This window comes from Reyranella sp. (assembly GCF_965229815.1).
GTDB lineage: Bacteria > Pseudomonadota > Alphaproteobacteria > Reyranellales > Reyranellaceae > Reyranella.
Map to the genome: position 1 here is coordinate 3,304,182 of NZ_CBDDJN010000006.1, position 22,928 is coordinate 3,327,109.

At 69.2% G+C, this 22,928-nt stretch carries 22 protein-coding genes and 1 pseudogene; 7 read left to right on the top strand and 16 right to left on the bottom strand.

Features of this window, described 5'->3' with window-relative positions; genetic code table 11:
• The 5 genes from pcaH to pehA form a co-directional block, all read right to left on the bottom strand.
• Positions 1–696 carry a protocatechuate 3,4-dioxygenase subunit beta gene (gene pcaH / locus ACO073_RS27280; RefSeq protein WP_422002035.1) on the bottom strand — a complete coding sequence of 232 codons (696 nt, stop codon included), beginning with the start codon at positions 694–696 and terminating at the stop codon, positions 1–3.
• 134 nt (positions 697–830) lie between these two features.
• On the bottom strand, positions 831–1,559 hold the full coding sequence (locus tag ACO073_RS27285) for a hypothetical protein (RefSeq protein ID WP_422002037.1): 729 nt from the start codon (positions 1,557–1,559) through the stop codon (positions 831–833).
• A 31-nt stretch (positions 1,560–1,590) separates the two neighbouring features.
• On the bottom strand, positions 1,591–2,334 hold the full coding sequence (locus ACO073_RS27290; RefSeq protein ID WP_422002039.1) for a hypothetical protein: 744 nt from the start codon (positions 2,332–2,334) through the stop codon (positions 1,591–1,593).
• 223 nt (positions 2,335–2,557) lie between these two features.
• Positions 2,558–2,935, bottom strand: coding sequence for a copper-binding protein (locus ACO073_RS27295; RefSeq protein WP_422002041.1), 378 nt, complete (start codon positions 2,933–2,935; stop codon positions 2,558–2,560).
• Positions 2,936–3,090: 155 nt separating this feature from the next.
• The gene (gene pehA / locus ACO073_RS27300) at positions 3,091–4,638 is read right to left on the bottom strand and encodes a phosphoric/sulfuric ester hydrolase PehA (RefSeq protein ID WP_422002043.1); all 1,548 of its coding nucleotides are present in this window, start codon (positions 4,636–4,638) and stop codon (positions 3,091–3,093) included.
• A gap of 63 nt (positions 4,639–4,701) precedes the next feature.
• Here pehA and ACO073_RS27305 point away from each other — a divergent pair, with 63 nt between their 5' ends.
• Positions 4,702–5,733, top strand: a complete 1,032-nt coding sequence (locus tag ACO073_RS27305) for a C-terminal binding protein (protein WP_422002045.1) — start codon at positions 4,702–4,704, stop codon at positions 5,731–5,733.
• Between the two features lie 100 nt (positions 5,734–5,833).
• Here the strand turns inward: ACO073_RS27305 and ACO073_RS27310 are convergent, their stop codons facing one another.
• Entirely contained in the window at positions 5,834–6,022 is a 189-nt protein-coding gene (locus ACO073_RS27310; RefSeq protein WP_422002046.1) for a hypothetical protein, read from the bottom strand.
• A gap of 128 nt (positions 6,023–6,150) precedes the next feature.
• On the opposite strand from ACO073_RS27310, the gene ACO073_RS27315 reads away from it, so the two are divergent.
• Both ACO073_RS27315 and ACO073_RS27320 read left to right on the top strand, forming a co-directional pair.
• Entirely contained in the window at positions 6,151–7,188 is a 1,038-nt protein-coding gene (locus ACO073_RS27315; protein ID WP_422002048.1) for a hypothetical protein, read from the top strand.
• Positions 7,189–7,304: 116 nt separating this feature from the next.
• Complete coding sequence (locus tag ACO073_RS27320) at positions 7,305–8,081, top strand: sulfotransferase domain-containing protein (RefSeq protein ID WP_422002050.1); 777 nt, start codon at positions 7,305–7,307, stop codon at positions 8,079–8,081.
• Positions 8,082–8,115: 34 nt separating this feature from the next.
• Here ACO073_RS27320 and ACO073_RS27325 read toward each other — a convergent pair whose 3' ends face one another.
• A complete protein-coding gene (locus ACO073_RS27325; RefSeq protein WP_422002052.1) occupies positions 8,116–8,385 on the bottom strand; it encodes a hypothetical protein in 270 nt (89 codons plus the stop codon).
• A gap of 34 nt (positions 8,386–8,419) precedes the next feature.
• A complete protein-coding gene (locus tag ACO073_RS27330) occupies positions 8,420–9,397 on the bottom strand; it encodes an NAD(P)-dependent oxidoreductase (RefSeq protein ID WP_422002053.1) in 978 nt (325 codons plus the stop codon).
• Positions 9,398–9,525: 128 nt separating this feature from the next.
• On the opposite strand from ACO073_RS27330, the gene araD reads away from it, so the two are divergent.
• The 3 genes and pseudogenes from araD (at position 9,526) to ACO073_RS27345 (ending at position 13,262) form a co-directional block, all read left to right on the top strand.
• Positions 9,526–11,274, top strand: coding sequence for an L-arabinonate dehydratase (araD, locus tag ACO073_RS27335; RefSeq protein WP_422002055.1), 1,749 nt, complete (start codon positions 9,526–9,528; stop codon positions 11,272–11,274).
• Between the two features lie 8 nt (positions 11,275–11,282).
• Positions 11,283–12,545, top strand: coding sequence for a 3-phosphoshikimate 1-carboxyvinyltransferase (locus tag ACO073_RS27340; protein ID WP_422002057.1), 1,263 nt, complete (start codon positions 11,283–11,285; stop codon positions 12,543–12,545).
• Between the two features lie 13 nt (positions 12,546–12,558).
• A pseudogene (locus tag ACO073_RS27345) lies at positions 12,559–13,262 on the top strand (ribonuclease activity regulator RraA).
• A gap of 67 nt (positions 13,263–13,329) precedes the next feature.
• Here the strand turns inward: ACO073_RS27345 and hpxZ are convergent.
• The 8 genes from hpxZ to ACO073_RS27385 form a co-directional block, all read right to left on the bottom strand.
• Positions 13,330–13,728 (bottom strand): oxalurate catabolism protein HpxZ, encoded by a 399-nt coding sequence (hpxZ, locus tag ACO073_RS27350; RefSeq protein ID WP_422002059.1) that lies wholly within the window; start codon positions 13,726–13,728, stop codon positions 13,330–13,332.
• Positions 13,729–13,829: 101 nt separating this feature from the next.
• Positions 13,830–15,212 (bottom strand): AtzE family amidohydrolase, encoded by a 1,383-nt coding sequence (locus tag ACO073_RS27355; RefSeq protein WP_422002060.1) that lies wholly within the window; start codon positions 15,210–15,212, stop codon positions 13,830–13,832.
• A complete protein-coding gene (locus ACO073_RS27360) occupies positions 15,209–15,397 on the bottom strand; it encodes a DUF4089 domain-containing protein (protein ID WP_422002062.1) in 189 nt (62 codons plus the stop codon). Before ACO073_RS27360 ends, ACO073_RS27355 begins: the two co-directional genes overlap by 4 nt.
• Before the next feature lie 34 nt (positions 15,398–15,431).
• A complete protein-coding gene (locus tag ACO073_RS27365) occupies positions 15,432–16,385 on the bottom strand; it encodes an ABC transporter ATP-binding protein (protein WP_422002064.1) in 954 nt (317 codons plus the stop codon).
• Positions 16,382–17,350: an ABC transporter ATP-binding protein gene (locus ACO073_RS27370; protein WP_422002066.1), complete on the bottom strand. Its 969-nt coding sequence runs from the start codon at positions 17,348–17,350 to the stop codon at positions 16,382–16,384. The genes ACO073_RS27365 and ACO073_RS27370 overlap by 4 nt, the downstream gene beginning before the upstream one ends.
• Positions 17,347–18,192 (bottom strand): ABC transporter permease, encoded by an 846-nt coding sequence (locus ACO073_RS27375; protein WP_422002067.1) that lies wholly within the window; start codon positions 18,190–18,192, stop codon positions 17,347–17,349. The genes ACO073_RS27370 and ACO073_RS27375 overlap by 4 nt, the downstream gene beginning before the upstream one ends.
• Positions 18,193–18,194: 2 nt before the next feature.
• A complete protein-coding gene (locus ACO073_RS27380) occupies positions 18,195–19,208 on the bottom strand; it encodes an ABC transporter permease (RefSeq protein ID WP_422002069.1) in 1,014 nt (337 codons plus the stop codon).
• 24 nt (positions 19,209–19,232) lie between these two features.
• Positions 19,233–20,837, bottom strand: a complete 1,605-nt coding sequence (locus tag ACO073_RS27385; RefSeq protein WP_422002071.1) for an ABC transporter substrate-binding protein — start codon at positions 20,835–20,837, stop codon at positions 19,233–19,235.
• Positions 20,838–21,087: 250 nt separating this feature from the next.
• On the opposite strand from ACO073_RS27385, the gene atzF reads away from it, so the two are divergent.
• Positions 21,088–22,863, top strand: a complete 1,776-nt coding sequence (atzF, locus tag ACO073_RS27390) for an allophanate hydrolase (RefSeq protein ID WP_422002073.1) — start codon at positions 21,088–21,090, stop codon at positions 22,861–22,863.
• The last annotated feature ends 65 nt before the right edge of the window (positions 22,864–22,928 follow it).

Consider the following 22,928-nt stretch of genomic DNA (forward strand, 5'->3'; position numbering starts at 1 on the left):
TCATTCCATCGGCGTGGCGTTGCGGCCGCGCAGGACGATGTCGAAGCGGTAGCCCAGCGCCCACTCGGGCTGCGTCAGGTCCATGTCGAAAGCCGCCTGCAGGCGCTCGCGCGCGCCGGCCGGCACGGCATTGTAGATCGGGTCGAAGGCCAGCAGCGGGTCGTTGGGGAAGTACATCTGGGTGATCAGGCGGGCGGCGAAGCTCGGGCCGAACAGCGAGAAGTGGATATGCGCAGGCCGCCAGGCATTGTGGTGGTTCTTCCACGGATAGGCGCCGGGCTTGATGGTGACGAAGCGGTAGCGGCCCTCGGCATCGGCGCGCACGCGTCCACCGCCGGTGAAGTTGGGATCGAGCGGCGCATCGTGCTGGTCGCCGGGATGGTGGTAGCGGCCGGCGGCGTTGCACTGCCAGATCTCGACCAGCGCGTTCGGCACCGCGCGGCCGTCCTCGTCGAGCACGCGGCCCTGCACGGTGATGCGCTCGCCGAGCGGCTCGCCCATGCGCTGCTTCGTGAGATCGAACTCGCCGGCGCCCAGCCGCTCTTCGGCCAGAGAAGGACCGGTGATCTCCGACAGGCTGTGCGGCAGCACGATCGCCGCCTGCCGCGGCGCGCGGCCGGTCGTCGACTTGTAGTCGGGCGACAGGTTCGGCGGGTGCTGGCCCGGCGCGGGCCGACGGTACGTTTCCTCGTTCATGGGCATGATCCTAGAGCATCATGCGGTTGGCTGAGAACAGCCAACCTCGTGAGGCCCTCCTGCAGCACACGGCATTCGTGCGCGCGGAGGCTGCCGCGCTCCAGGAACACCCGCCGCCCTCGGCCGGCGGGTAGCTATTGCCGCTGCTTCACCTCCCGGATCAGGCCCGTGACATCGGCCTCCGACAGAAGCCGAAGGTCGGCGTAGGCCGCGTCCGTCGCCTTCTTGTCGCCCGTTCCCTCGCCTTCGACCCGATACCCTTGTCCGGTCGGCGAGGGGGTCACCAGGAAATAGAACGGAGCGGCGGGATTGCCCTCCACAGGGACGACGAGCAGGGCGACCTCGTCGCAGGCGTGGACGTTCCAGTCCGAGCCGCCGAAGGTCCGGACGATCGGCTTGGTCCGGCAATCGAGGGGCTTCGTGGCCGGGACCGCCGACTGTCGGGACCGGGGCGTCGCTCGGCGGGTCTCGGCGACCAGGGCCGCAAGCTCGGAGGGCGACAGCCGCGACAACGCGTCGGCGGCGGCCTGGATCGCGTCCGGGTTCCCGGTGCCACGGGCGTCGATCGTGAAGCCGCCCGGGGACGGGAGTGTCGTGTAGCCGCCGCGGGTCGGATAGCTCATTCGGGCGTCGGCCGACGGGAACATCGCGATAAAGGCCGGATGGGCGGCGCTGTTGGCGACGGCGAGCAGGGTGATCGTGCGGTCGTCGACGCAACTGGCAATCGACCAAAGCGATCCGCCGAAGGTCCGGTCGATCGGACCGTACGGGCAGTCGAGCGGCGTGCCCTGAGCGAACGCCGCCGGCGCGTAGCCGGCGAGGAACGCCGACAGCAACATCGCCAGGAAAGCCGGAATCCTCATCGAATCTGGACGCACGGAGCCTGCCATCGATCTATCGGGACTGGTCGATGATCCTATCCTGGTAGGGACGCCACGTCTGGCGACTGAGCTCGTCGCGCAGCCACTGGGGACTGTCCGGCGCCTGCCATCGTCCCAGTCCCTCGCCTTCGGTACGGATCTCGGGCCCATCCGCGGTCGGGACGATCGAATGCACGACGTAGCCCGGAAAGAGCGAATGTCCAGGCTCCGTGACATTGACGACCACCGGGTTCCCGTTGTCATCGTGGCGAAGATAGGAGCGAACGGGATTGAAGGGTGCCCCCGCCCGAAGCCGGGTCGCTCCCAGGTAGGCACCATAGGGCGTCCAGGGCGTCGCCTCGTTCAGCGTGCCTTCCGGCGTCGCCGGATGGTTCAGGAACTCGGGGCCCGGTGTCGGGCGGTCGATCAGTCCCTGCAGCAAACGTTCCTGCGGCGCGCGGGTGGCGCCCGACCGAACGTCGTACTCGTGATACCGCCGGTCGTCGGGGCCGATGCGGTCCGGGAACCCAAGCGGGGCCGGGACAGCCGGATGGAAGGAAGTACCGCCTGAAGATCTGCAGGAGAGATTGCCCTGCGCCACCGTGCAATCCACGGGCGTGGCACCGGACAGGTCGCTCGTACCCGGCGGAAGTGCGCCGGCGGAATCCGAGAACACCTGCAAATTCCTGTCGGCGACGCCCACGCGAAAGCCCGGCACCTCGTCATCCGGCTCGACCTGAAAACCGAAGACCTGCCGTCCTGGACGCATCATGTACATTGGACGCTCCTTGCAGGCGCGTGTCGCCCGCGACCGTCGATTGAAAGCAGTGAAGCTCTTCAATCTAGCGGAGGGGCGATCGCCAGTCAATAACTTCCGTGCTAATTAAAAGCACGAAAGTCATTCCCGCCTCGACCGTCGAAGGCGCACCGGCAGCATGACCCACCTCCGTCGGCGCGAAGACGTTCAGGTCTGGAACCGGGAAACGCGGGCGAAAGCCCGGTCAGTTGCTGTTTTCCAGCCGGCGGATCGTGTAGTCGCGGCCGCTGCGCTCGACCTCGAAGCGGACCTTGTCGCCCGGGCCGAGGCCCTTCAGCGACGCATCGTCCGCCACGGCGAACACGCGCGTGCCGCCGTAGAGGAAGAGCTCAGGCACCGGACGGTACTCGAGCGTGAGGCGGCGAGCCTCGCGATCGACGGCGACGACGCGACCGCGCGCCAGCGGCTCGTCGACCGGCGGCGCCAGCCGCTCGGCGACGGGCACGATGGACTCGTCGGCGACCGGCGGCTCGCCGGGCAGCGTCTCGAGAGCGAAGGCGGGATTGGCGGCGACCAGGGTCGCCAGAAGCAGGAAACCTGCAAGGGGCTGAAAGCGGTACATCATCATACTCCAGCGCCCACGTGGGGAATCGGGCGCGGGAATTCCAGTGGCGCCGGCGGTAACCGACCCACCGCGACGTCACGGTTGCGTGCGCAGCGACCCTGAATGAACGGTCGCTCACGCCCCTCCCGGCGCCCGAGGCGACGGACGATCGATCAGGCCGCCCGCACCTCGAGTCCGTTCGGCGTGGCGCGATAGCCGGTGAGCGTGCGGTCGGCGAAGCCCAGCCGCCAGTCGAGCATCTTCGCTGTGTACTCGGCGACCCGGGCGGCATAGGCCGGGTCGGCGGCACGGTTCACGAACTGGCCGGGATCCTCCTTGAGGTCGAACAGCAACGGCGGCAGGGCGGCGAAGTGGACGTACTTGAAGCGCTCGTCCTGGACGACGGCGAGCGAGCAGCGGTCCATCGGCACGCCCAGCGCCGATTCCGGCTTGCTGTAGAAGAGGTCGCGGAAGTCGAACTCGTAGTGCACCTCGGTGCGCCAGTCCGCCGGCGGCTGGCCTTCGCAGAAGCCCAGCAGCGAGCGGCCGTCGCACTGGCGCGGCACCGGCAGTCCGAGCCATTCGAGGATGGTCGGCATCGTGTCGATCGTCTCGGTGAAGCGCTCGACCACCGTGCCGCGCGTGCCGTTGGCCTCGGGCCTCGGGTCGCGCACGATCATCGGGATGCGATAGGACTCGTCGTGGTAGCCGACCTTGCCCAGCAGGTGATGGTCGCCGAGCTGCTCGCCGTGGTCGCAGGTGAAGACGATCAACGTATCGTCCCACTGGCCGGTCTGCTTCAGATGGTCGAAGACGCGACCGAGCTGGTCGTCGATCTCGCTCATCAGGCCGCAATAGGTGGCGCGCATCTGCGCCACCTGCTCCTCGCTCATCGCCGAGCCGAGGCCCCGTCCGTCCTGGAAGAAGCTCGCCTGGTTGATGTTGTCGACGTAGTAGGCGAGCAGCGGGTGCTGCGCGGCCTCCTCGGCCGGCGAGGCGGCGCGCACCGGCTTCGGCATGTCCTCCGGCCGGTACATCTCGTGGTAGGGCGCCGACGCGATGAACGGCGGATGCGGCCGGTAGTAGCCGAGATGGAGGAACCACGGCTTGCCGGCGCGGCCGCGCAGGTAGGACAGGCCGCGCTCGGTGAACCAGGCGGTGTCGGACAGTTCGCGCGGGATCACCGCCGGCCGCGCGGTGGCGCCACCGCCTTCTCCCGCCGCGCCCTGCGGCAGCCAGATGTCCTCGCGATTCTCGGGCAGCTTGAAGCCCTGGTTGGCGACCCAGCCGAAATAGGCGTCCTTGTAGGGCTCGAAGGCGCCGACCGGGCGGAACCCGTCCATGATGTCGCCCAGCACCAGGAAGCGCGGATCGCTGGCGCCGGTGGTGCGCGGGTCGGGTGTCGTGGTCGTGTAGCCGACCAGGGCGGCGTCATAGCCGCCCTTGCGCAGCTCGTGGCCGAGGTTGGTGAAGCGCGCGTCGAGCGGGATCGTGTTCTGCACCGCGCGGTGGTTCATGAGGTAGAGGCTGGTCAGCAGGCTGGCCCGTGCCGGGCCGCAGGGCGCACACTGGGTGAAGTGGTTGCGGAACGTCACGCCCTCGGCGCACAGCCGGTCGATGTTGGGCAGCTTGAGATAGTCCGCCCCAAGCCTCGGCAGCATCAGGCCGCGCCACTGGTCGACGACGATCAACAGGACGTTCTTGGGCGCTTGCGGGTGCATGCGGATTCACCGGGGTTGGAAGATTGCGGTAAGGTGACGACAAATTCGCGGAGGAGACAACACGTGGCGCGTTTCAGGATCGTGACGACGGGACCGGGAAACACCGATCACTCGCTGGAAATGGAGGCGCTGGCGCCCCTGGGGGCGGAGATCGTGGAGGTCGGCGGCGGCGACGACGAGCTCGTCAAGGCGGTTGCCGACGCCGACGCGATCTACGCAAAGGGCCGGCCGCGCATCTCCGCCCGGGTCATCGAGGCTGGCAAGAAGCTCAAGGTCGTGTCGCTGGGATCGGTCGGCGTCGATTCGGTGGACGTCGAAGCCGCCACGAAGCTCGGCATCCCGGTCACCAACTGCCCGGACACGTTCATCGAGGAGGTCGCCGACCATGCCATGACCCTGATCCTGGCGAGCTGGCGGCGGCTGGTGGTGCAGGACCAGATGGTGCGCAAGGGCGAGTGGGCCAAGGCGCGGCCGATGCTCTACCAGTTCCCGCGCCTGATGGGACAGACGCTGGGCTTCGTCGCCTTCGGCCATGTCGCCCGCGCCGTCGCCCGCCGTGCCGCGCCCTTCGGCTTCCAGATGCTGGCCTACGATCCCTATATCGAGGAGCTGGTGATGGCCGACTATGGCGTGCAGCCGGTCGGGCTCGACGAGCTGCTGCAGCGCTCCGACATTGTGAGCATGCACGCGCCCGGGACGAAGGACGCGCATCACCTGATGAAGGAGCAGCACTTCAGGAAGATGAAGAAGACGTCGCTGTTCGTGAACACCGGCCGCGGCTCGACGGTCGACGAGCCGGCCATGATCAAGGCGCTGCAGGAAGGCTGGATCGCGGGCGCCGGGCTCGACGTGCTGGAGACCGAACCGGTCGGCCACAACAATCCGCTGCTCGGCATGGACAATGTCATCCTGACCGCCCATGTCGCCTCGGCCTCGAGCCGCTTCGACCAGGCGCGCAAGCGCCGTGTCGGCGCCGAGCTGTCGCTGGTCCTGTCGGGCAAGTGGCCGCGCGCCTGCGTCAATCCCTCTATCCTCGAGAAGTCGAAGCTGGAGCGCTGGCAGCCCTTCTCCATGGAGCGCGGCCCCGGGAACTGAGGCGGCGTCCCCGCCAGGCCGGAAGGGGTTCGTGGCGGGCCACGAACCCTCCGGCCGGATCGCCCTCCTCCCCGCTTCTCCCCCCGGGCCAGGGGCGAGGCTACGTCCCCTGTTCCAGCAGCCGCCGGCGATCGGCGATCGCGCGCTCGCACTGGCCGAGGCTGTCGAACGGGCCCATGACCATCCGCCCGGCATCGTCGACGGCGTACCAGCCCGGCTGGGTCACGTTGTAGTCGCCGACATCGTCGGCATGCACGTCCACCGCCGCCAGATCCTTAGGTGAGGCCATCTCGTTCTCTCCGCGCAGCGGCGGAACCTTCCTCTCGCGCCCGAATTGACGTGGACGATGAAAGTTTCTGTCGGAACCCGTCATTCGCCGTGACGCGGGCGGTGCCAGTCGCTACTTCTGTTTCAGGCATGCTTCAGTTGCTGTCCAGAGCCTCGCCGCGGTTGGCGCGTCGCCCCGTCAGGATCCTTCCGGTGCTGGCGTGCGTGCCGGGAGACGATGTCTGGTTCCTGCGCCTGGCGATCGCCTTCCTCGCGCATCTGCAGCGCGGCGGCCAGATTGCCGATCATGTCCATGGCGGAACCGTCGGCGATCCCGCCGGACCGGCCTTCAATTTCGACCATCTGCGCGGCGGACCGCTGCTCTGGGCACCGGGTCTGGCAGGCGCCGACCATCTGTTCATCGGCCACACGGTCTGTCCGGGATTCAACAGAATTTCTTCGGAATTTCCGTGGTGGAGCGCCACGACCTTCTGCGCGCCCGGGTACGACTATCTGCACGAAGGGCTGAACCACAGCCACGTACCGGTCGACATGGCGCCGCATGCCTTCGTGCCCCTGGCGGTCGCCGATGTCGACGCCGCGGCCTGGAGCAAGGCGCGCCAGCGCGCCGTCCTGGTCCACGGCGATCCGATCGAGCAGGCCGCCACCTACTTCGCCTACCGGCGTGCCCATGTGCGTCCCGCCTTCAGCCGCCTCGAGGGCCGTCCGCTCGCGGCCTGGACGTTCAGGGACTACCTCCTTCGCCACGCCCTGCCGTCCTATGCCAAGCTCTTCATCTCCTACCAGGCGATGGCGCGGGCGCGGCCGAATTGCGTGCAGGTCAGCAGCGCCCTCGCGCTGCGGGAGCGGCCCGCAGAGGCGGTCGCCGAGATCGTGACGGCCCTGGGCGGCCGCAGGCCGGCCCTGGCGATGGCGGCTCAGGCCACCGATCTCGCCAGGCGCCCCCATCGCCAGGCCATCGAGGCGTTGCTCGGGCGCCGGCTGGACGGCACGCGACCGAGCCGTGGGACCGCGCCACCGGCAGTCGTTCCGGACGACGACGCGCAGGATCCGGCCCTGCGCCGCGAGGCGATGGACGTCCTTGCTTCGCTGGGCGTCGATACGACGTCCTTCCCCGCACCGCAGGAGCCGCCGTCCCGGCCGGCACGCGCCGCGTCCGGCGCATAGATTTCCCACGCGCACGGGCATTGCTTAGGGTGCCGACGCAATGCAAATATTTGCATGCGTCCGTCCCGACGGGATGGAGATCCTCCTTCGCCTTCGCCTAAAGGGGAGCTTCCTGCGTGAAGCACAACGTCGTGGTGACGACGCATCACAAGACCGGCACCGTGTGGATGTCCACCGTGTTCAAGGCGATCGCCCGATCGGTCGGCGCCAACTACGTCGACTTCTGGACCCAGTACGACCGGCTGGAACGCGCATTGCGCCCGCCCTTTGTCCTGTTCAACCATGATTCGACCTTCGTGAGGCACGCCGGAGTCCTGCGGCGCCCCGATGTCCGCATCCTGCATCTCATCCGCGACCCGCGCGACGTGCTGATCTCGGCCATGCACTACCACCGGACGGCAGAGGAGCCATGGCTGCTCGAGCGCCCGCCGGGCAACGACAACGCACCCTACCGGGAGCGGCTCAACGCCCTGCCGACGGAATTCGATCAGTACGTCTTCGAGCTGGAGAACTCGACCAGCAGCACCATCGAGGCCATGCTCGACTGGCAGTACGATCGCGCCAACTGCCTCAACGTGCGCTACGAGGACCTGTGGCAAGACCGGTCGATGGAGCTGTGGACGCGGATCCTGGACTTCCTGGGCTTCGAGGAGAGCGAGCAGGAGGCCGGACGCACGGCGTTCTGGGCCAACAGCCTGTTCGGCACCGCCGGCCGCACCCAGCGCAGCCACGCGCGCTCCGGCGAGGCCGCCCAGTGGCGGCACAAGTTCACGCCCGACCTGGCCCGCGCCTTCGTCGAGCGCTTCCCCGAAGCGCTCCAGGAGCTGGGCTACGAGAAGGACGACCGCTGGATCGAGGAGATCGAACGCGAGGCCATGGTCCATCAGGCCTGAGGAGCGGCAGCGCGACGAAGCGAGGCACTCCGGTTCAGGAGAGGAGCTTCCGCCGCTCGCCAATGGCGCGGTCGCACTGCCGCAGGCTGTCGAACGGGCCGAGGACAACCGCGCCGCCGTCGTCCACCGCGTACCAGCCGGACTCCGTGACGTTGTAGTCGCCGACATCGTCGTCGTGCACGTCGACCGCGCTGAGATCGTGGCCCGACGCCAACGGCGACGGCGGCGCGCTCCAGCCGCTCGCGCCCTGCGGCGGGCTCTCGCGATCGTCCAGTCCGATCAGGCGGGCGAGAAGGCTCGGCATGAAGGGCAAACGCCGGCCCGCCGCGCGGGTTGCGTCAGGGCCGCCGGGTCCAGGATGCGGCATTGACGGCGCCCGGCGGCACCTCGCCCTTCACCAGGGCCTCGACCTGGCGCACCGTGTCGAAGGCCTGGCTCTCGCTGGCGGGCGGCGTCAGCCCGCCGATATGCGGCGTGGCGACGACGTTGGGCAGGCTGGCCAGCGCCGGCGACGGCATCTGATCGGGCGCCCGGCCGACATCCATCGCCGCCCCGGCGAGATGGCCAGAGGCCAGCGCCTCGGCCAGCGCCGCCTCGTCCACCAGGTTGCCGCGCGACATGTTCACGAAGAAGGCTCCGGGCTTCATGCGCGCGAAGGCAGCGGCATCCATCAGGTTCTCGGTCTCCTCGTTGGCGATGGCGAGGCAGATCACCGTGTCGGACTCGCCCAGCAGATCCTCGAGCGACCGCTTGGCCAGCCGCGGATCGTCGACCTGGGCGTACGGGTCGGACACCAGCACCTTGACGCCCAGCGCCAGCAGCACCGGCGCCAGTGCGCGCGAGATGCGGCCGTAGCCCACGATGCCGATGGTGCTGCCGCCCAACTGGCGGCCGACCCGGATCTCCGGCTGGCGACCGGCCTGGTAGTCGGCGACGGCGCGCGACACGCCGCGCGACAGGTCGACCAGCAGGCCGAGCGTGAGCTCGACGACCGAGGGCACGAAGCCCGCCTCGGCGTGGGTCACCAGCACGCCGGCCCGCGAGGCGGCGGCGACGTCGATGTTGCGGATGTCGATGGCGCTGCGCATGACCACTTTCAGGCCGGGCAGCGCATCGAACACCTCGGCCGGCACCGCGGTGGCGCGGTCGGCGATGATGAGGTCGACGCCGCGCCCCATGCCGATCACTCCCGGCGCGTCGAGCGGCGCATCGCCCTCGTGCAGGACGAGCTCGACCCGCTCGTTCAGCCGCGCCAGCGCCCGCGCGCCATAGTACTGCCGCCGCGCCTGCGGGACATGGGTCAGCAGGAGCTTCATTCTGGCTGTCTCCCTCAGCGTCGGGGTAATCTATCTGTCGTCCTGAGCGAAGCGAAGGACCTCATCGCCGCCGGCAACCGGCATGAGATCCTTCGCTGCGCTCAGGATGACATGAAAAGAGGAAACAAATGACCGCCGCCGCCAGCAAGAAGAAGACGCCCGCCGACCTGCGCAGCGCGCGCTGGTTCGCGCCCGACGACCTGCGCGCCTTCGGCCATCGCTCGCGCGCCATGCAGATGGGCCTGGCGCCGGAGGACTGGGTGGGCAAGCCGGTGATCGCCATCCTGAACACCTGGTCCGAGGCCCAGCCCTGCCACATGCATTTCAAGAGCCGGGTCGACGACGTGAAGCGCGGCATCCTGCAGGCCGGCGGCTTCCCCATGGAGCTGCCGGCGCTGTCGCTGTCGGAGAGCTTCCTCAAGCCCACGACCATGCTCTACCGCAACCTGCTCGCCATGGACGCCGAGGAGCTGCTGCGCGGCCATCCGGTCGACGGCGTCGTGCTGATGGGCGGCTGCGACAAGACCACGCCCGCCCTGCTGCTGGGCGCCATCAGCATGGGCATCCCGGCGATCTACCTGCCGGCCGGGCCGATGCTGCGCGGCAACTGGAAGGGCAAGGTGCTGGGCTCGGGCTCCGACGCCTGGAAGTACTGGGACGAGCGACGCGCCGGCAAGATCTCGGACGAGGACTGGGTCGACGTCGAGGCCGGCATCGCCCGCAGCTACGGGACCTGCATGACCATGGGCACGGCCGCCACCATGATGGCGATGGCCGAGACGCTCGGCATGTCGCTGCCCGGCGCCTCGTCGATTCCGGCGGCCGACGCCAACCACATCCGCATGGCCGCCGAGACCGGCCGGCGCATCGTCGACATGGTGTGGGAGGACCTGACGCCGCCGACGATCCTGAGCCGCGACGCCTTCCTCAACGCCATCACCGCGGCGATGGCTGTCGGCTGCTCGACCAACGCCATCATCCACCTGATCGCGCTGGCCCGCCGCGCCGGCCAGGACATCGGGCTGGACGATTTCGAGCGGGCCAGCCGCATCGTTCCGGTGATCGCCAACATCCGGCCGAGCGGCGACCGCTACCTGATGGAGGATTTCTTCTATGCCGGCGGCCTGCCCGGGCTGCTGAACGAGATCAAGGACCACCTGCACCTCGGCGCGATGACGGTGACGGGCAGGACGCTCGGCGAGAACATCGAGGGCGCCGAGATCTACAACGACGACGTCATCCGCCCGGTCGCCAATCCGATCTACAGGGAAGGCGCGCTGGCGGTGCTGAAGGGCAACCTCGCGCCCGACGGCTGCGTCATCAAGCCGTCGGCCTGCGCGCCGAAGTTCCTGAAGCACACCGGTCCGGCGCTGGTGTTCGACGACTATCCGTCGATGAAGGCCGCGATCGACCGCGACGACCTCGACGTCACCGAGGACACGGTGCTGATCCTGCGCAACGCCGGCCCGCAGGGCGGTCCGGGCATGCCGGAATGGGGCATGCTGCCCATCCCGAAGAAGCTCGTGAAGCAGGGCGTACGTGACATGGTGCGGCTGTCCGACAGCCGCATGAGTGGCACCAGCTACGGCGCCTGCATCCTGCACGTCTCGCCGGAATCCTATATCGGCGGGCCGCTCGCTTTGGTCAGGACCGGCGACATGATCTCGCTCGACGTCGACCGGCGCACGATCGACATGAACGTGCCGGACGAGGAGCTGGCCCGGCGCAAGGCGGCCTGGAAGAAGCCCGAGGCGCGCTACGAGCGCGGCTATGGCTGGATGTTCACCCGCCACATCAAGCAGGCCAACGAAGGCTGCGACTTCGACTTCCTCGAGACCGGCTTCGGCGCGCCCGTGGCCGAGCCTTCGATCTACTGACGCCGCCGATGCTGCCGGACCTGATCGAGGTCGTGCCGCCGGCACGGCCGCCGCACTGCACCGTCGTGCTGCCGGGCTCCAAGAGCCTGACCAACCGCGCGCTGATCCTGGCCGCGCTGGCCGGCGGGACGGTCACGCTCACGGGCGCGCTGTGGAGCGAGGACACGCAGGCGATGGCCGACTGCCTGCGCCGGCTGGGCTTCGGCGTCGACGTCTCGGACGATCCCGACGAGCCCGCCAACCGCACCTTCGTCGTGCAGGGCGGCGGCGGGCGCATTCCCAACGCCGGCACGCCCGACAAGCCGCTAGAGCTGTTCGTCGAGAATGCCGGGACCGCCGCGCGCTTCCTGCCGCCAATGCTGTGCCTGGGGTCCGGCAGCTACCGCGTGAGCGGCATCCCGCGCATGCACGAGCGGCCGCAGGCGGCGCTGGTGCAGGCACTGCGCGCGCTCGGCTACCGCATCGACACGCCCAACGACCGGCTGCCCGCGGTCGTGCACGGCACCGGGCCGCGGCCCGGCGCCGCCTGCACGGTGAGCGTCGAGGACAGCTCGCAGTTCGCCTCGGCGCTGCTGCTGAGCGCGGGCATCGGCGGCTGGCAGGTGACGGTGAGCGGCGCCAACGAGGACGAGCTGCCCTATGTCGACATGACGCGGCGCCTGGTGAAGGACTTCCCGTGGCGCGGCGGCACCTATGCCATCGAGGCCGACGCCTCGGGCGCCAGCTACTTCTGGGGCGCCGACTGGCTGCTGCGCGACGGCGGCGGCCGCGTGCGCGTCGAGCCGACCCCGCGGAGCGGCCTGCAGGCCGACCAGAAGTTCCTCGACCTGGTCGCGCAGGGACCGTGGCGCGGGAGCTATTCGCGCCAGACCGACCTCGCCGACAGCATCATGACGGCGATCGTTCTGGCGCCGTTCGCGGCCACGCCGACGCGCTTCACGGAGCTCGGGCGCCTGCGCGTGCAGGAGTGCGAGCGGGTGGCCGCGCTGCGCACCGAGCTGACGAAGTGCGGCGCCCGGGTCGAGGAGAACGGCGACACGCTCACCGTCCATCCCGGCCCGCTGCACGGGGCGACGATCGAGACCTACAACGACCATCGCGTGGCCATGTGCTTCGGCATGCTGGGCCTGCGCGTGCCCGGGATGCGGCTCCTGAAGCCCGCCTGCGTGCGCAAGACCTTCCCCAACTTCTTCGCCAAGCTCGCAGGCCTGGGCGCCGGGATCACGGACGGCACCGGCCGGCCGCTCGGCGGCGCGGCGCTGCTGGCCTGAAGGGAGAGAAACGATGAAGTCCTACGACAAGCTCCGCACCGTCAGCACCGCGACGGTGGCGACGGCGCTGTTCAAGCGCGGCTTCCGCACCCAGTTCATCCAGAACGTCCATCCCCTGTCCGCCGGCCAGCCCGTGCTGATCGGGCCGGCCTTCACCCTGCGCTACATCCCGGCGCGCGAGGACCTGAACCGGCTCGACGTGTTCCGCGATCGCGGCCATCCGCAGCGCAAGGCGGTCGAGGACTGCCCGCCCGGCGCGGTGATGGTGATGGACAGCCGCAAGGATGCGCGCGCCGCCTCGGCCGGCGCGATCCTCGTGACGCGCCTGATGAAGCGCGGCGTGGCGGGCGTGGTGACCGACGGCGGCTTCCGCGATTCGGCCGAGATCGCGGCGCTGGGATTCCCTGCCTACCACCAGCGGCCGAGCGCGCCGACCAACCTCACGCTGCACCAGGCGATCGACATCGACGTCCCGATCGGCTGCGGCGACGCGCCGGTGTTCCCGGCGACACGATCCTGGGCGACCAGGACGGCGTCATCGTCATCCCGGCGAACCTGGTCGACGAGATCGCCGAGGAGACCTTCGAGATGACGGCCTACGAGGATTTCGTCACCGAGCAGGTGCACGCCGGCCGCGGCATCTTCGGCCTCTACCCAGCGACCGACCCGCAGTCGCTGGAGGACTTCAAGGCATGGCGGACCAAGAACGGGCGCTGATCCGGACCGAGCGCGGACCTTCAGGTCCGCATCATGAGCTTGAGCGGACCTGAAGGTCCCCGCTCCGTCACGCCTTCATCACCGTCGGCTCGCCGAGCAGCGAGACGTGGGCGGCGACGATGCGCCAGCCTTCGGGCGTGCGCATCCAGGTGTGGCTCTGGCGGCCGATCCGGTCGACGCCGTGGCGCTGGAACTCGCAGTTGGCGGTGCCGAAGTCGCGGCCGTAGGTGGCGACCACGACCTTCAGGAGGTCACGCTTGACCGCGGCCCCCGGATCGCGGCCGGCGCGGAAGGCGGCAATCTGGTCGTAGCCGTAGAGCTGCTCGCCGACGCCGTAGCGCAGCGTGTGCGGGCTCTTCCAGAACAGCTCGTCCAGCGCGGCGACGTCGTTGTCGTTCAGCGCCTTCTCGTAGCGATAGAAGGCCGCCGTGACCTCGGCCACGACCTCGGGAATGTTGATGTCCATTCGATGAGTCCTCTCAACGAATCGTCCTGGGCGCAGCGAAGGACCTCATCGCCGGCTGCAACCGGCCTGAGATCCTGCGCCACGCTCGGGATGACAGTGGATCAGGCCGCCGGCGCGCTGGCGACGCCTTCCTTCTCGAGATGGCGCGCGACGCGAAGCGCGGCCGCCTCGTTGAAGTGGTTGGCGATGACCTGCACGGCGATCGGCATGCCCCCCGGCTTCTGCAGCGGCACCGCCACGACCGGCAGGCCGATGAAGGAGATCGGCTGGGTGAACAGGCCGAGGTTGGGGCGCACCGCCATCTCGACACCGGCCAGCGTCATCATCGTCTGTCCCAGCTTTGGGGCCGAGCACGGCGTGGCGGGGGCCAGGATGATGTCGACGTCGGTGAACAGTTTTTTCACCTCGGCGTAGTAGTGGCGGCGGAAGCGCTGCGCCTTGACGTACCAGGAGCCCGGCAGCAGCGCTCCCGCCATCAGACGCTCGCGCGTGTCGGGGTCGAAATCCTGCGGCCTGGCGCGCAGGCGCGGCACGTGGAGCTGGCCGCCCTCGGTGGCCGTGATGACGTAGCCTGCGCCCCGCGCCGCAGCGGCGTTCGGGATCACCACGGTCTTCGTCGCGCCGAGCGCCTTGGCCACCGTGGCGACGGCCTCGAAGGCCTCGGGCTCGGCCCCCCTGGCGAAGTAGTCGCCGGCGACGGCGATGCGCAGGCCGGCGATGCCGTCGTTCAGGATCTGCGCCGTCGGCTCGGCCGGACGGTCGGTGCATGCCGGATCGTCGGGATCCCAGCCCTGCATGGCGTCGAACGACACCGCGAGGTCCTCGACCGAGCGCGCGATCGGACCGAGATGGTCGAAGGAGTCGATCCAGGGAAAGGAGCCGGCGCGGCTCAGGCGTCCGTAGGTCGGCTTCAGGCCGAACAGGCCGCAGAGCGAGGACGGCACGCGGATCGAGCCGTTGGTGTCGGAGCCCAGCGCCAGCGGCACCTCGCCCGCCGCCACCGCCCCGCCCGAGCCGCCGGACGAGCCGCCCGACATGCGCGTCGGGTCGCGCGGATTGCGCGTCGGGCCGTAGTGGGCATTCTCGCCGGTGAAATCATAGGCGTATTCGCCCATGTTGAGGCCGCCCACCAGGATCGCCCCGGCCGCCTCGAGCTTGCGCACCAGGGCGCCGTCACGCGCGGCCTTGGGCCCATCGATATTGATCTTGGAGCCGGCGCGCGTGGGCAGGCCCTCGATGTCGAACAGGTTCTTGACGGCGAAGGGCACGCCAACCAGCGGGCCGCGGTGCAGGCCCGAATCGATTTCCTGGGCCCGCTTGCGCGCGCGGTCGGCCACGACGTCGGTGAAGGCATTGATGGTGGGCTCGCTGGCCTCGATGCGCTTCAGGGTTGCATCGATCACCGCCGACGCCTTGGCCTTGCCGCTCATCACGGCACGGGCGATGTCGCCGGCCGTCGCGTCCTTGGACAGGGGATCGGTCATGGCCGGAACACCGGCGCCGAGGTGAGGTCGTCGTCGAGCTCGACCTCGAGCAGAGGGCGCGCGATCGCCATCGACCTCTCGAAGTTCAGCAGAACCTTGTCGCGATATTCGGGCGCGATCGGCAGGCCGATCGCCTTGGCCGCTTCATCGACCAGTTTTCCAATGTCGGGCTTGTCCTCGGCCATGATGTCCCCCCCGATTCACATCAAGTGACTAGATTCACACCAAGTGACATGCAACCTGCCATGCGGGGCCGATGGAACGCAAGGCCGGCATTTCCGCCGAGCAGCGCGGCTCACCCTTGGGGCACCGGCCGTAGAAGCGACAGACCGTGGGATCGGGGTCAATCGGGCTGCGCGGCTCGCCCGACAGCCGCAGGCGCCCGACCCTCTTGTCGGGCTCGGCCTGCGGGATCGCCGAGATCAGCGCCTGCGTGTAGGGATGCTTCGGAGCGGCGAACACCTCGGCCGCCGGCCCCTGCTCGACGATCTTGCCGAGATACATGACCAGCACGCGGTCGCAGAGCAGGCGCACGACGTTGAGATCGTGGCTGACGAACAGGTAGCTCATGCCGAGCTCGCGCTTGAGCTGCTGCAGGAGCTGCAGGATCACCACCTGCACCGAGACGTCGAGCGCCGCCGTCGGCTCGTCGAGGATCAGCAGCTCGGGCTCGACGGCGATGGCGCGGGCGATGCCCACGCGCGCCTTCTGGCCGCCCGAGAGCTGGTGCGGGAAGCGGCTCAGCAGCTCGCGCGGCAGGCCGGTCATGTCGGCCAGGGCCTCGACCCGGCCTTTCAGCGCCGCGCCCGACATCCGCTTCATGCGGCGCAGCGGATCGGCGATCGCGTCGGCCGCCGTGTAGCGCGGGTTGAGCGAATCGCCGGCATCCTGGAACACCATCTGGATGCGCGGCCGGTTGGCGTTGCCGGCGAAGGCGCGCGCCTTCATGTCGGCGAGCTCGGTGCCGGCGAGGCGGATGCTGCCCGAGCTCGGGTCGAGCAGGCGGTTGATCAGCCGCACCAGGGTGGACTTGCCGCAGCCGGATTCGCCCACCAGGCCGACCGTCTCGCCCTTGGCGATGGCGAAGCTCACCTCGTCGACGGCGTACAGGAGCCGCTTGCTGCCGACGTCGAAGCGCTTCGCCAGCTCGGCGATATCGAGCAGCGCGGTCACAGCGGGTTCCAGCAGGCGACGAGGTGGCGCTCGCCGACGACCCGCCGCGGCAGGGGCTGGGCGCAGGCTTCGAGGCGGCGCTCGCAGCGGTCGCTGTAGCGGCAGGCCGGCAGGTCGGCGCGGCGCAGGTCGGGCAGGCCGCCGGGGATCGAGCTGAGCTCGGCCAGCGAGGCGGTCTCGCCCGGCGTCGCGGCCAGCAGCCGCGCCGAATAGGGATGGCGCGGATGGACGAACAGCTCGTGCGCCGGCGCCGTCTCGACGACGTGGCCGGCATGCATCACCACGATGCGGTCGCAATACTCGGCGGCGAGCGCCAGGTCGTGGGTGATGAAGATCGTCGCCATGCCCGCCTCCTCGGCGAGCTCGCCGATCAGGTCCATGATGACGGCCTGGGTGGTGACGTCGAGGCCGGTGGTCGGCTCGTCGGCGATCAGCAGCGCGGGCCGGCAGGCCAGCGCGATGGCGATCATGATGCGCTGGCACATGCCGCCCGACAGCTCGAACGGATAGGCCTCGGCGCGGCGCTCGGGATCGGGGATGCGCACGCGCTTCAGCATCTCGACGGCGGCGCGCGGCGCGTCGGGCCGCGTCGCCCCGCCGTGGCGCACCAGCACGTCGGCGATCTGCCGGCCGACCTTGCGGATCGGGTTGAGCGCCGTGCGCGGGTTCTGGAAGATCATCGACAGCTCGCGGCCGCGCTGCTCGGCGAGGTCGTGCTCCGAGAGCGCCAGCAGGTCGGAGCCGCCGAACAGGGCGCGGCCCGAGGTGACGCGGCCGGCGGCGTCGAGGATGCCCATGACGGCGAAGGCGGTGACCGACTTGCCCGAGCCCGATTCGCCGACCAGCGCCACCGTCTCGCCCTTGTCGACGGAGAAGCCGACCTGATCGAGCACCTTGACCGTGCCCGAGCGGGTGCGGAACTCGACCGACAGGTCCTCGACCGCGAGCGCCGGAACGGAAGTCACGTGCGCTTCCTCGGATCGATGATGTCGCGCAGCCCGTCGCCCAGCAGGTTGAAGCAGAACACCGCCAGCATCAGCGCCGCGCCGGGGAACAGCGCGATCCACCATTCGCCCGACTGGATGAAGTTGGCGCCCTCGGCGACCATGATGCCCCACTCGGCGTCGGGCGGCCGCACGCCCAGCCCGATGAACGACAGGCCGGCGGCGTTCAGGATGGCGTAGCCCATGGTGAGCGACATCTGCACCATCATGATGGGCATGATGTTGGGCAGGACGTGGCCCAGCAGCACGCGCGCCTCGCCGTTGCCCGACAGGCGGGCCGCCTCGACGAAGCCCGCCTCGCGGCGCACGTTGGCCTCGGCGCGGGCGACGCGGGCGTAGAGCGGAAAGTTGATGATGGCGGTGGCGATCACGATGTTGATCACCTTGTTGCCCAGCGCCGCGACGATGCCCATCGCCAGCACGAACAGCGGGAAGGCCATGATCGTGTCGGCGAGGCGGCCGACGACGCGGTCGGTCCAGCCGCCGAAATAGCCCGCGGCCACGCCCGACAGGGCGCCCAGGAAGAAGGCCAGCACGACAGAGGCGAAGGCGATGGTGAGGTCGAGCCGCGTCGCCACCAGGACACGGCTGAAGATGTCGCGCCCGAGCTGGTCGGTACCGAACCAGTGCGCCGCCGACGGCGGCTTCAGGGCCATGGCGGCGTTGGTCTGCAGCGGATTGTAGGGCGCGATCAGCGGCCCGAAGATCGCCGCCACCAGGAACAGGGCGAACAGGCCGAAGGCGAGCCCGGTCACCGGATTCTCCGACAGCACGTAGCGGGCGTGGCGCAGCAGCGGCATCATGGTCAGGCGTCCAGCCGGACCCGCGGATCGACCAGCCCGTAGAGCAGGTCGATCGCGAGGTTCAGCACCACGTAGAGGATGGCCATGGTCAGCACGAAGCCCTGCACGGGGGCGTAGTCCGACGTGATCAGCGCGTTGACCGCGTAGAGGCCGATGCCCGGCCAGGCGAACACGGTCTCGACCAGCACGTTGGCGCCCAGCAGGAAGGAGAAGACCATGCCCAGCGTGGTGATCACCGGCAGCACGGCGTTGCGGAAGGCATAGGTGAAGACGACGGTGCGCGGCGCCAGCCCGCTCGCCCGCGCGGTGCGCACGAAGTCGCTGCCGAGCACGGCCAGCATCGAGCCGCGGGTCATGCGCGCGAGCGGCGCCAGCGAGAAGATGGCCATCGAGATCGCCGGCAGCGCGAGCTGGCCGAGCGCACCCCAGAAGGTCTCGAGGTTCCCGGTCAGCAGGGAATCGATCAGGTAGAAGCCGGTGATGTCGGTGGGCGGCGAGAGAAAGACGTCGAGGCGGCCGCTCGGCGCCGGCGCCCATTGCAGCAGGTAGTAGAACACGTAGGCGAACAGCAGGCCGGTGAAGAAGACCGGCAGCGACACGCCGGCAGTCGTCACGATGCGGCAGAGATGGTCGATCCAGGTGCCCTGCTTCACCGCCGCCAGCACGCCGAGCGGGATGGCGATCGCGACCGCGAGGACCAGGGCGAACAGCGTCAGCTCGGCCGAGGCCGGCAGGCGGGTGGCGATCTCGCTCACCACCGGCTGGCCGGTGCTGAGCGAGTTGCCGAGATTGCCGTGCACGAGGTCGCCGATATAGGCGACGAACTGCTCGGGCAGGGACTTGTCGAGGCCGAGCTTGGCGCGGACCTCGGCGATCGCCTCGGGGCTCGCCGAGAGGCCGGCGAAGTAGGCCGCCGGGTCGCCCGGCAGCAGGCGCGTCAGCATGAAGGTGACGATGACGACCCCGACGATGCTCGGGATCGCCGTCGCCAGCCGTGACAGCAGGATCTTCAGCATGACGCCCCCTGCCCCAGGCCCCGGCTAGCCCTTGACGAGCTGGCGGTAGTCGAGCTGGCGATGGAACCAGTAGCGGTAGCCGGTGACGTTCTTCTGCATCGCCACGTTCAGCAGCGGCTGGAAGATCGGCACGCGCGGCACCTCCTCGAAGGCGATGTCGATGAAGCCCTTCACCGCCGCCTCGTATTCCGGCCCGGTGGTGAAGCGCGCCTTGTCGATCAGCGCGTCCATCGTCGGGTTCTTGTAGGACATCGTGTTGAAGACGGCGTTCTGGCCGTGATAGCACCAGTAGAAGAAGTACTCCGGATAGTTCAGCCAGCCGCCGAAGGCGTTGGTGATCATCGGCATGTTCTTCTTCAGGAGCTCGCCCCGCCAGTTGGCGCCCGGCACCTTGTTGATCGTCGTCTTGATCCCGATCTTGCCCAGGCTCTCCTGGATCAGCACCGTGAGCGGCTCGTTGGTGCTGGCGAGGCCGAGGTCGAACGACAGGGTCGTCTCGAACCCGTTGGGATAGCCGCCTTCCGCCAGCAGCGCCTTGGCCTTGTCGAGGTCGGTCTTGTAGCCGTCCTTCTGCGGCCAGTAGACGCCCTTGAACTTGTTGTCGGCGCCGCCGAACAGGGGAATGCCCTGGCCGAACATCACCGCGTCCATGATCTGCTGGTACGGCAGGGCATAGGCCACGGCCTGGCGCACCTTGACGTTGTCGAACGGCTTCTGCGTCACGTTCATGCCGAGATAGATCATGGCATTCTCGATCGGCGTGCCGATGACGGTGAGCTTGGGCGAGTTGCGCAGCTCGGAGAAGTCCTTGGGCGGCAGGTCGAACGACAGGTCGGCGTCGCCGCGCTCCAGCAGGGCGCGCCGGTTACCGGCCGACGGGATGATGCGCATGATCACGCGCTTCACCTTGGGCAGCGGGCCGTTCTTCCAGTCGTCGTTGCGGATGTAGACGACTTCCTGGCCGGGCTGCCAGCGCTCGACCTTGTAGGCGCCGCCCGAGGCATGGTTGTTCTTGTACCATTCCATCGCCCAGGGATCGGTCGCGGTCGCGTGCTTCTTGCACAGTTCCGAGTTCATGATCACCGGCACCGGCACGCCGAGGTCCGGCATGGTGAGCTTGTCGGTGCGCAGGAAGTCGACGCGGATCGTGTGGTCGTCGACGACCACGAACTGCTCGGGCTTCTGCAGCGAGCCGGCCGCCATCTGGAAGGTCGGGAAGCCGCCCACCGTGACGGCACGGTCGAACGACCACTTCACGTCCTTGGCGGTCACCGGCGTGCCGTCGTGGAACTTGGCGTCCTTGCGCAGCTTGAAGGTCACCGAGGTGGGCTTGAGGTCCCACTCCTCGGCCAGTTCGGGCTGAAGCTTGGTGTAGTCGTAGTGATCGTTGCCGTTGGCGTCCTTCTTGACGCCGTAGGTCATCAGCCGGTCATGGGTGTTCCACGACACTTCGTAGGCCGGCCGGTTGGCGCCGACGCCCTGGATGTCCATCGAGTTCGGCGGGCTCTCGCCCACGATCAGGAGGGTCTCGTTGCGCGCCTGCGCCTTGGCCTCCGACCAGATGGCCGGGGCGACGGTTGCCACGGCGCCTGCCGCCGACGTGGCCTTGATGAAAGAACGACGCTTCATGTCTCAGCTCCCTGTCCCCGCACTTGGACAGAGGAACTGCAAGCGATATGCCAGCCCGCGAGAAAGCCGGTTTCAGGGGCTTTTTCGCTTATTTTTCAGTCAGAACCGGCGGGTCGACTGCCTCGCCGGCCTGCGCCTGAAGCAGCCGGGCCGCGCCCTAATTGTATGCAAAGTGGTTCTTTTGCATGCGTATTTGGGATTGGCATCGCTTTTGTATGCAATCGGCGACCCGACCCTTTAGAGAAGAGCGATGACGTCTGACCTGGATCTCGGCCTTCTGGCCCTCGGCGCCCGCTACGCCGACGGCAGCCTCACCTGCCGGCAGACGGTCGAGGAGGTGCTGGCCCGGATCGCCGCGGCCGGCGATGACAGGGTCTGGATCTCGCGCGTGCCCGACGATGCGCTGCTCGAGGCGGCGGCGGCGCTCGATGCCCGCCGCGGCGAGATCGGCTCGCTGCCGCTCTACGGCGTGCCCTTCGCGGTGAAGGACAATATCGACGTCGCCGGCCTGCCGACGACGGCGGCCTGTCCCGGCTTCTCCTACGTGCCCGACCGCTCCGCCGAGGTCGTGCAGCGGCTGGTCGATGCCGGCGCCATCGTCGTGGGCAAGACCAACCTCGACCAGTTCGCCACCGGCCTGGTGGGCGTGCGCTCGCCCTACGGCGTGCCGCGCAATCCGTTCGATCCGGCGTTCGTGCCCGGCGGCTCGAGCTCGGGGTCGGGCGTCGCGGTCGCGGCCGGCCTGGTGAGCTTCGCGCTCGGCACCGACACCGCGGGCTCGGGCCGCATCCCGGCCTGCTTCAACAACATCGTCGGCCTGAAGCCGACGCCGGGCCTGCTCAGCACGGAGGGCGTGGTGCCGGCCTGCCGCTCGCTCGACTGCGTGTCGGTCTTCGCGCTCTCCTGCGCCGACGCCGACCGCGTGCTGGACGTCGCCGCCGCCACGCAGCCGACCGAGCCGTTCGCGCACGCCTTCCGCTTCGGCGTGCTCGACGCCAGGGACGCGGAATTCTTCGGCGACGAAGCCTATGCCGCTCTCTATGGCCAGGCCATCGACCGGCTGACCGCGCAGGGCGGCACGCCGATCGAGATCGACTATTCGCCCTTTCGCGACGCTGCCGGGCTGCTCTACGGCGGTCCCTGGGTCGCCGAGCGGACGGCGGCCGTCGGCGCCTTCATCGAGGGCGCCGCGCAGGACGCCGGGATCTGGCCGGTCACGCGCGACATCGTCATGGCCGGCCGCGAGTACAGCGCCGTCGATGCCTTCGAGGGCCAGTACGAACTGGCGGCGCTGAAGGCGGCCGCATTGGCGCAGATGGCCGGCCTCGACTTCCTCGTCGTTCCCACGGCGCCCACGATCTACCGGCTGGCCGATCTCGAGCGCGAGCCGGTGCTCTTCAACACCCATCTCGGCCACTACACGAACTTCGTGAACTTCTTCGGGCTCAGCGCACTCGCCCTGCCGGCGGGCTTCCGGCCCGACGGCATGCCCTTCGGCATCACGCTGATCGCGGCGGCGAACCGAGAGCGCGCCCTGCTCGCCTTCGGCGCCGGATGGCAGCGATCGATAGCGCTGCCGCTCGGCCGGACCCGCAGCCGCCTGCCGGCGCCCGAGTTCGACCCCGTCGTCGCAGAGGACCGCGTGCCGATCGCGGTGGTCGGCGCGCACATGAGCGGCCTGCCGCTCAACGGCCAGCTCGCCGACCTCGGCGGACGCCTGGAACGCACCTGCCGGTCGGCGGCGCTGTATCGCCTCTATGCCCTGCCCGGCGGCCCGCCCCGCCGCCCCGGCATGGTGCGGGTCGCGGCCGATGGGGCGGCACTCGAGCTGGAAGTCTGGAGCCTTCCGGCCGCCCGCGTCGGCGCCTTCCTGCGCCGCGTCCCGGCGCCGCTCTGCCTCGGCACCGTCACGCTCGACGATGGATCCGGCGTCACCGGCTTCCTGTGCGAAGCACACGCCGTCGCCGGCGCCGAGGACATCACCCGCCTGGGCGGCTGGCGAGCCTTCCTGAAGAACACCGCCTGACGAATCGCACGCGGCCCCTTGAGCCGCAATGCGATACTTGTCATAGTGTGTGCAAGACGCGCCGT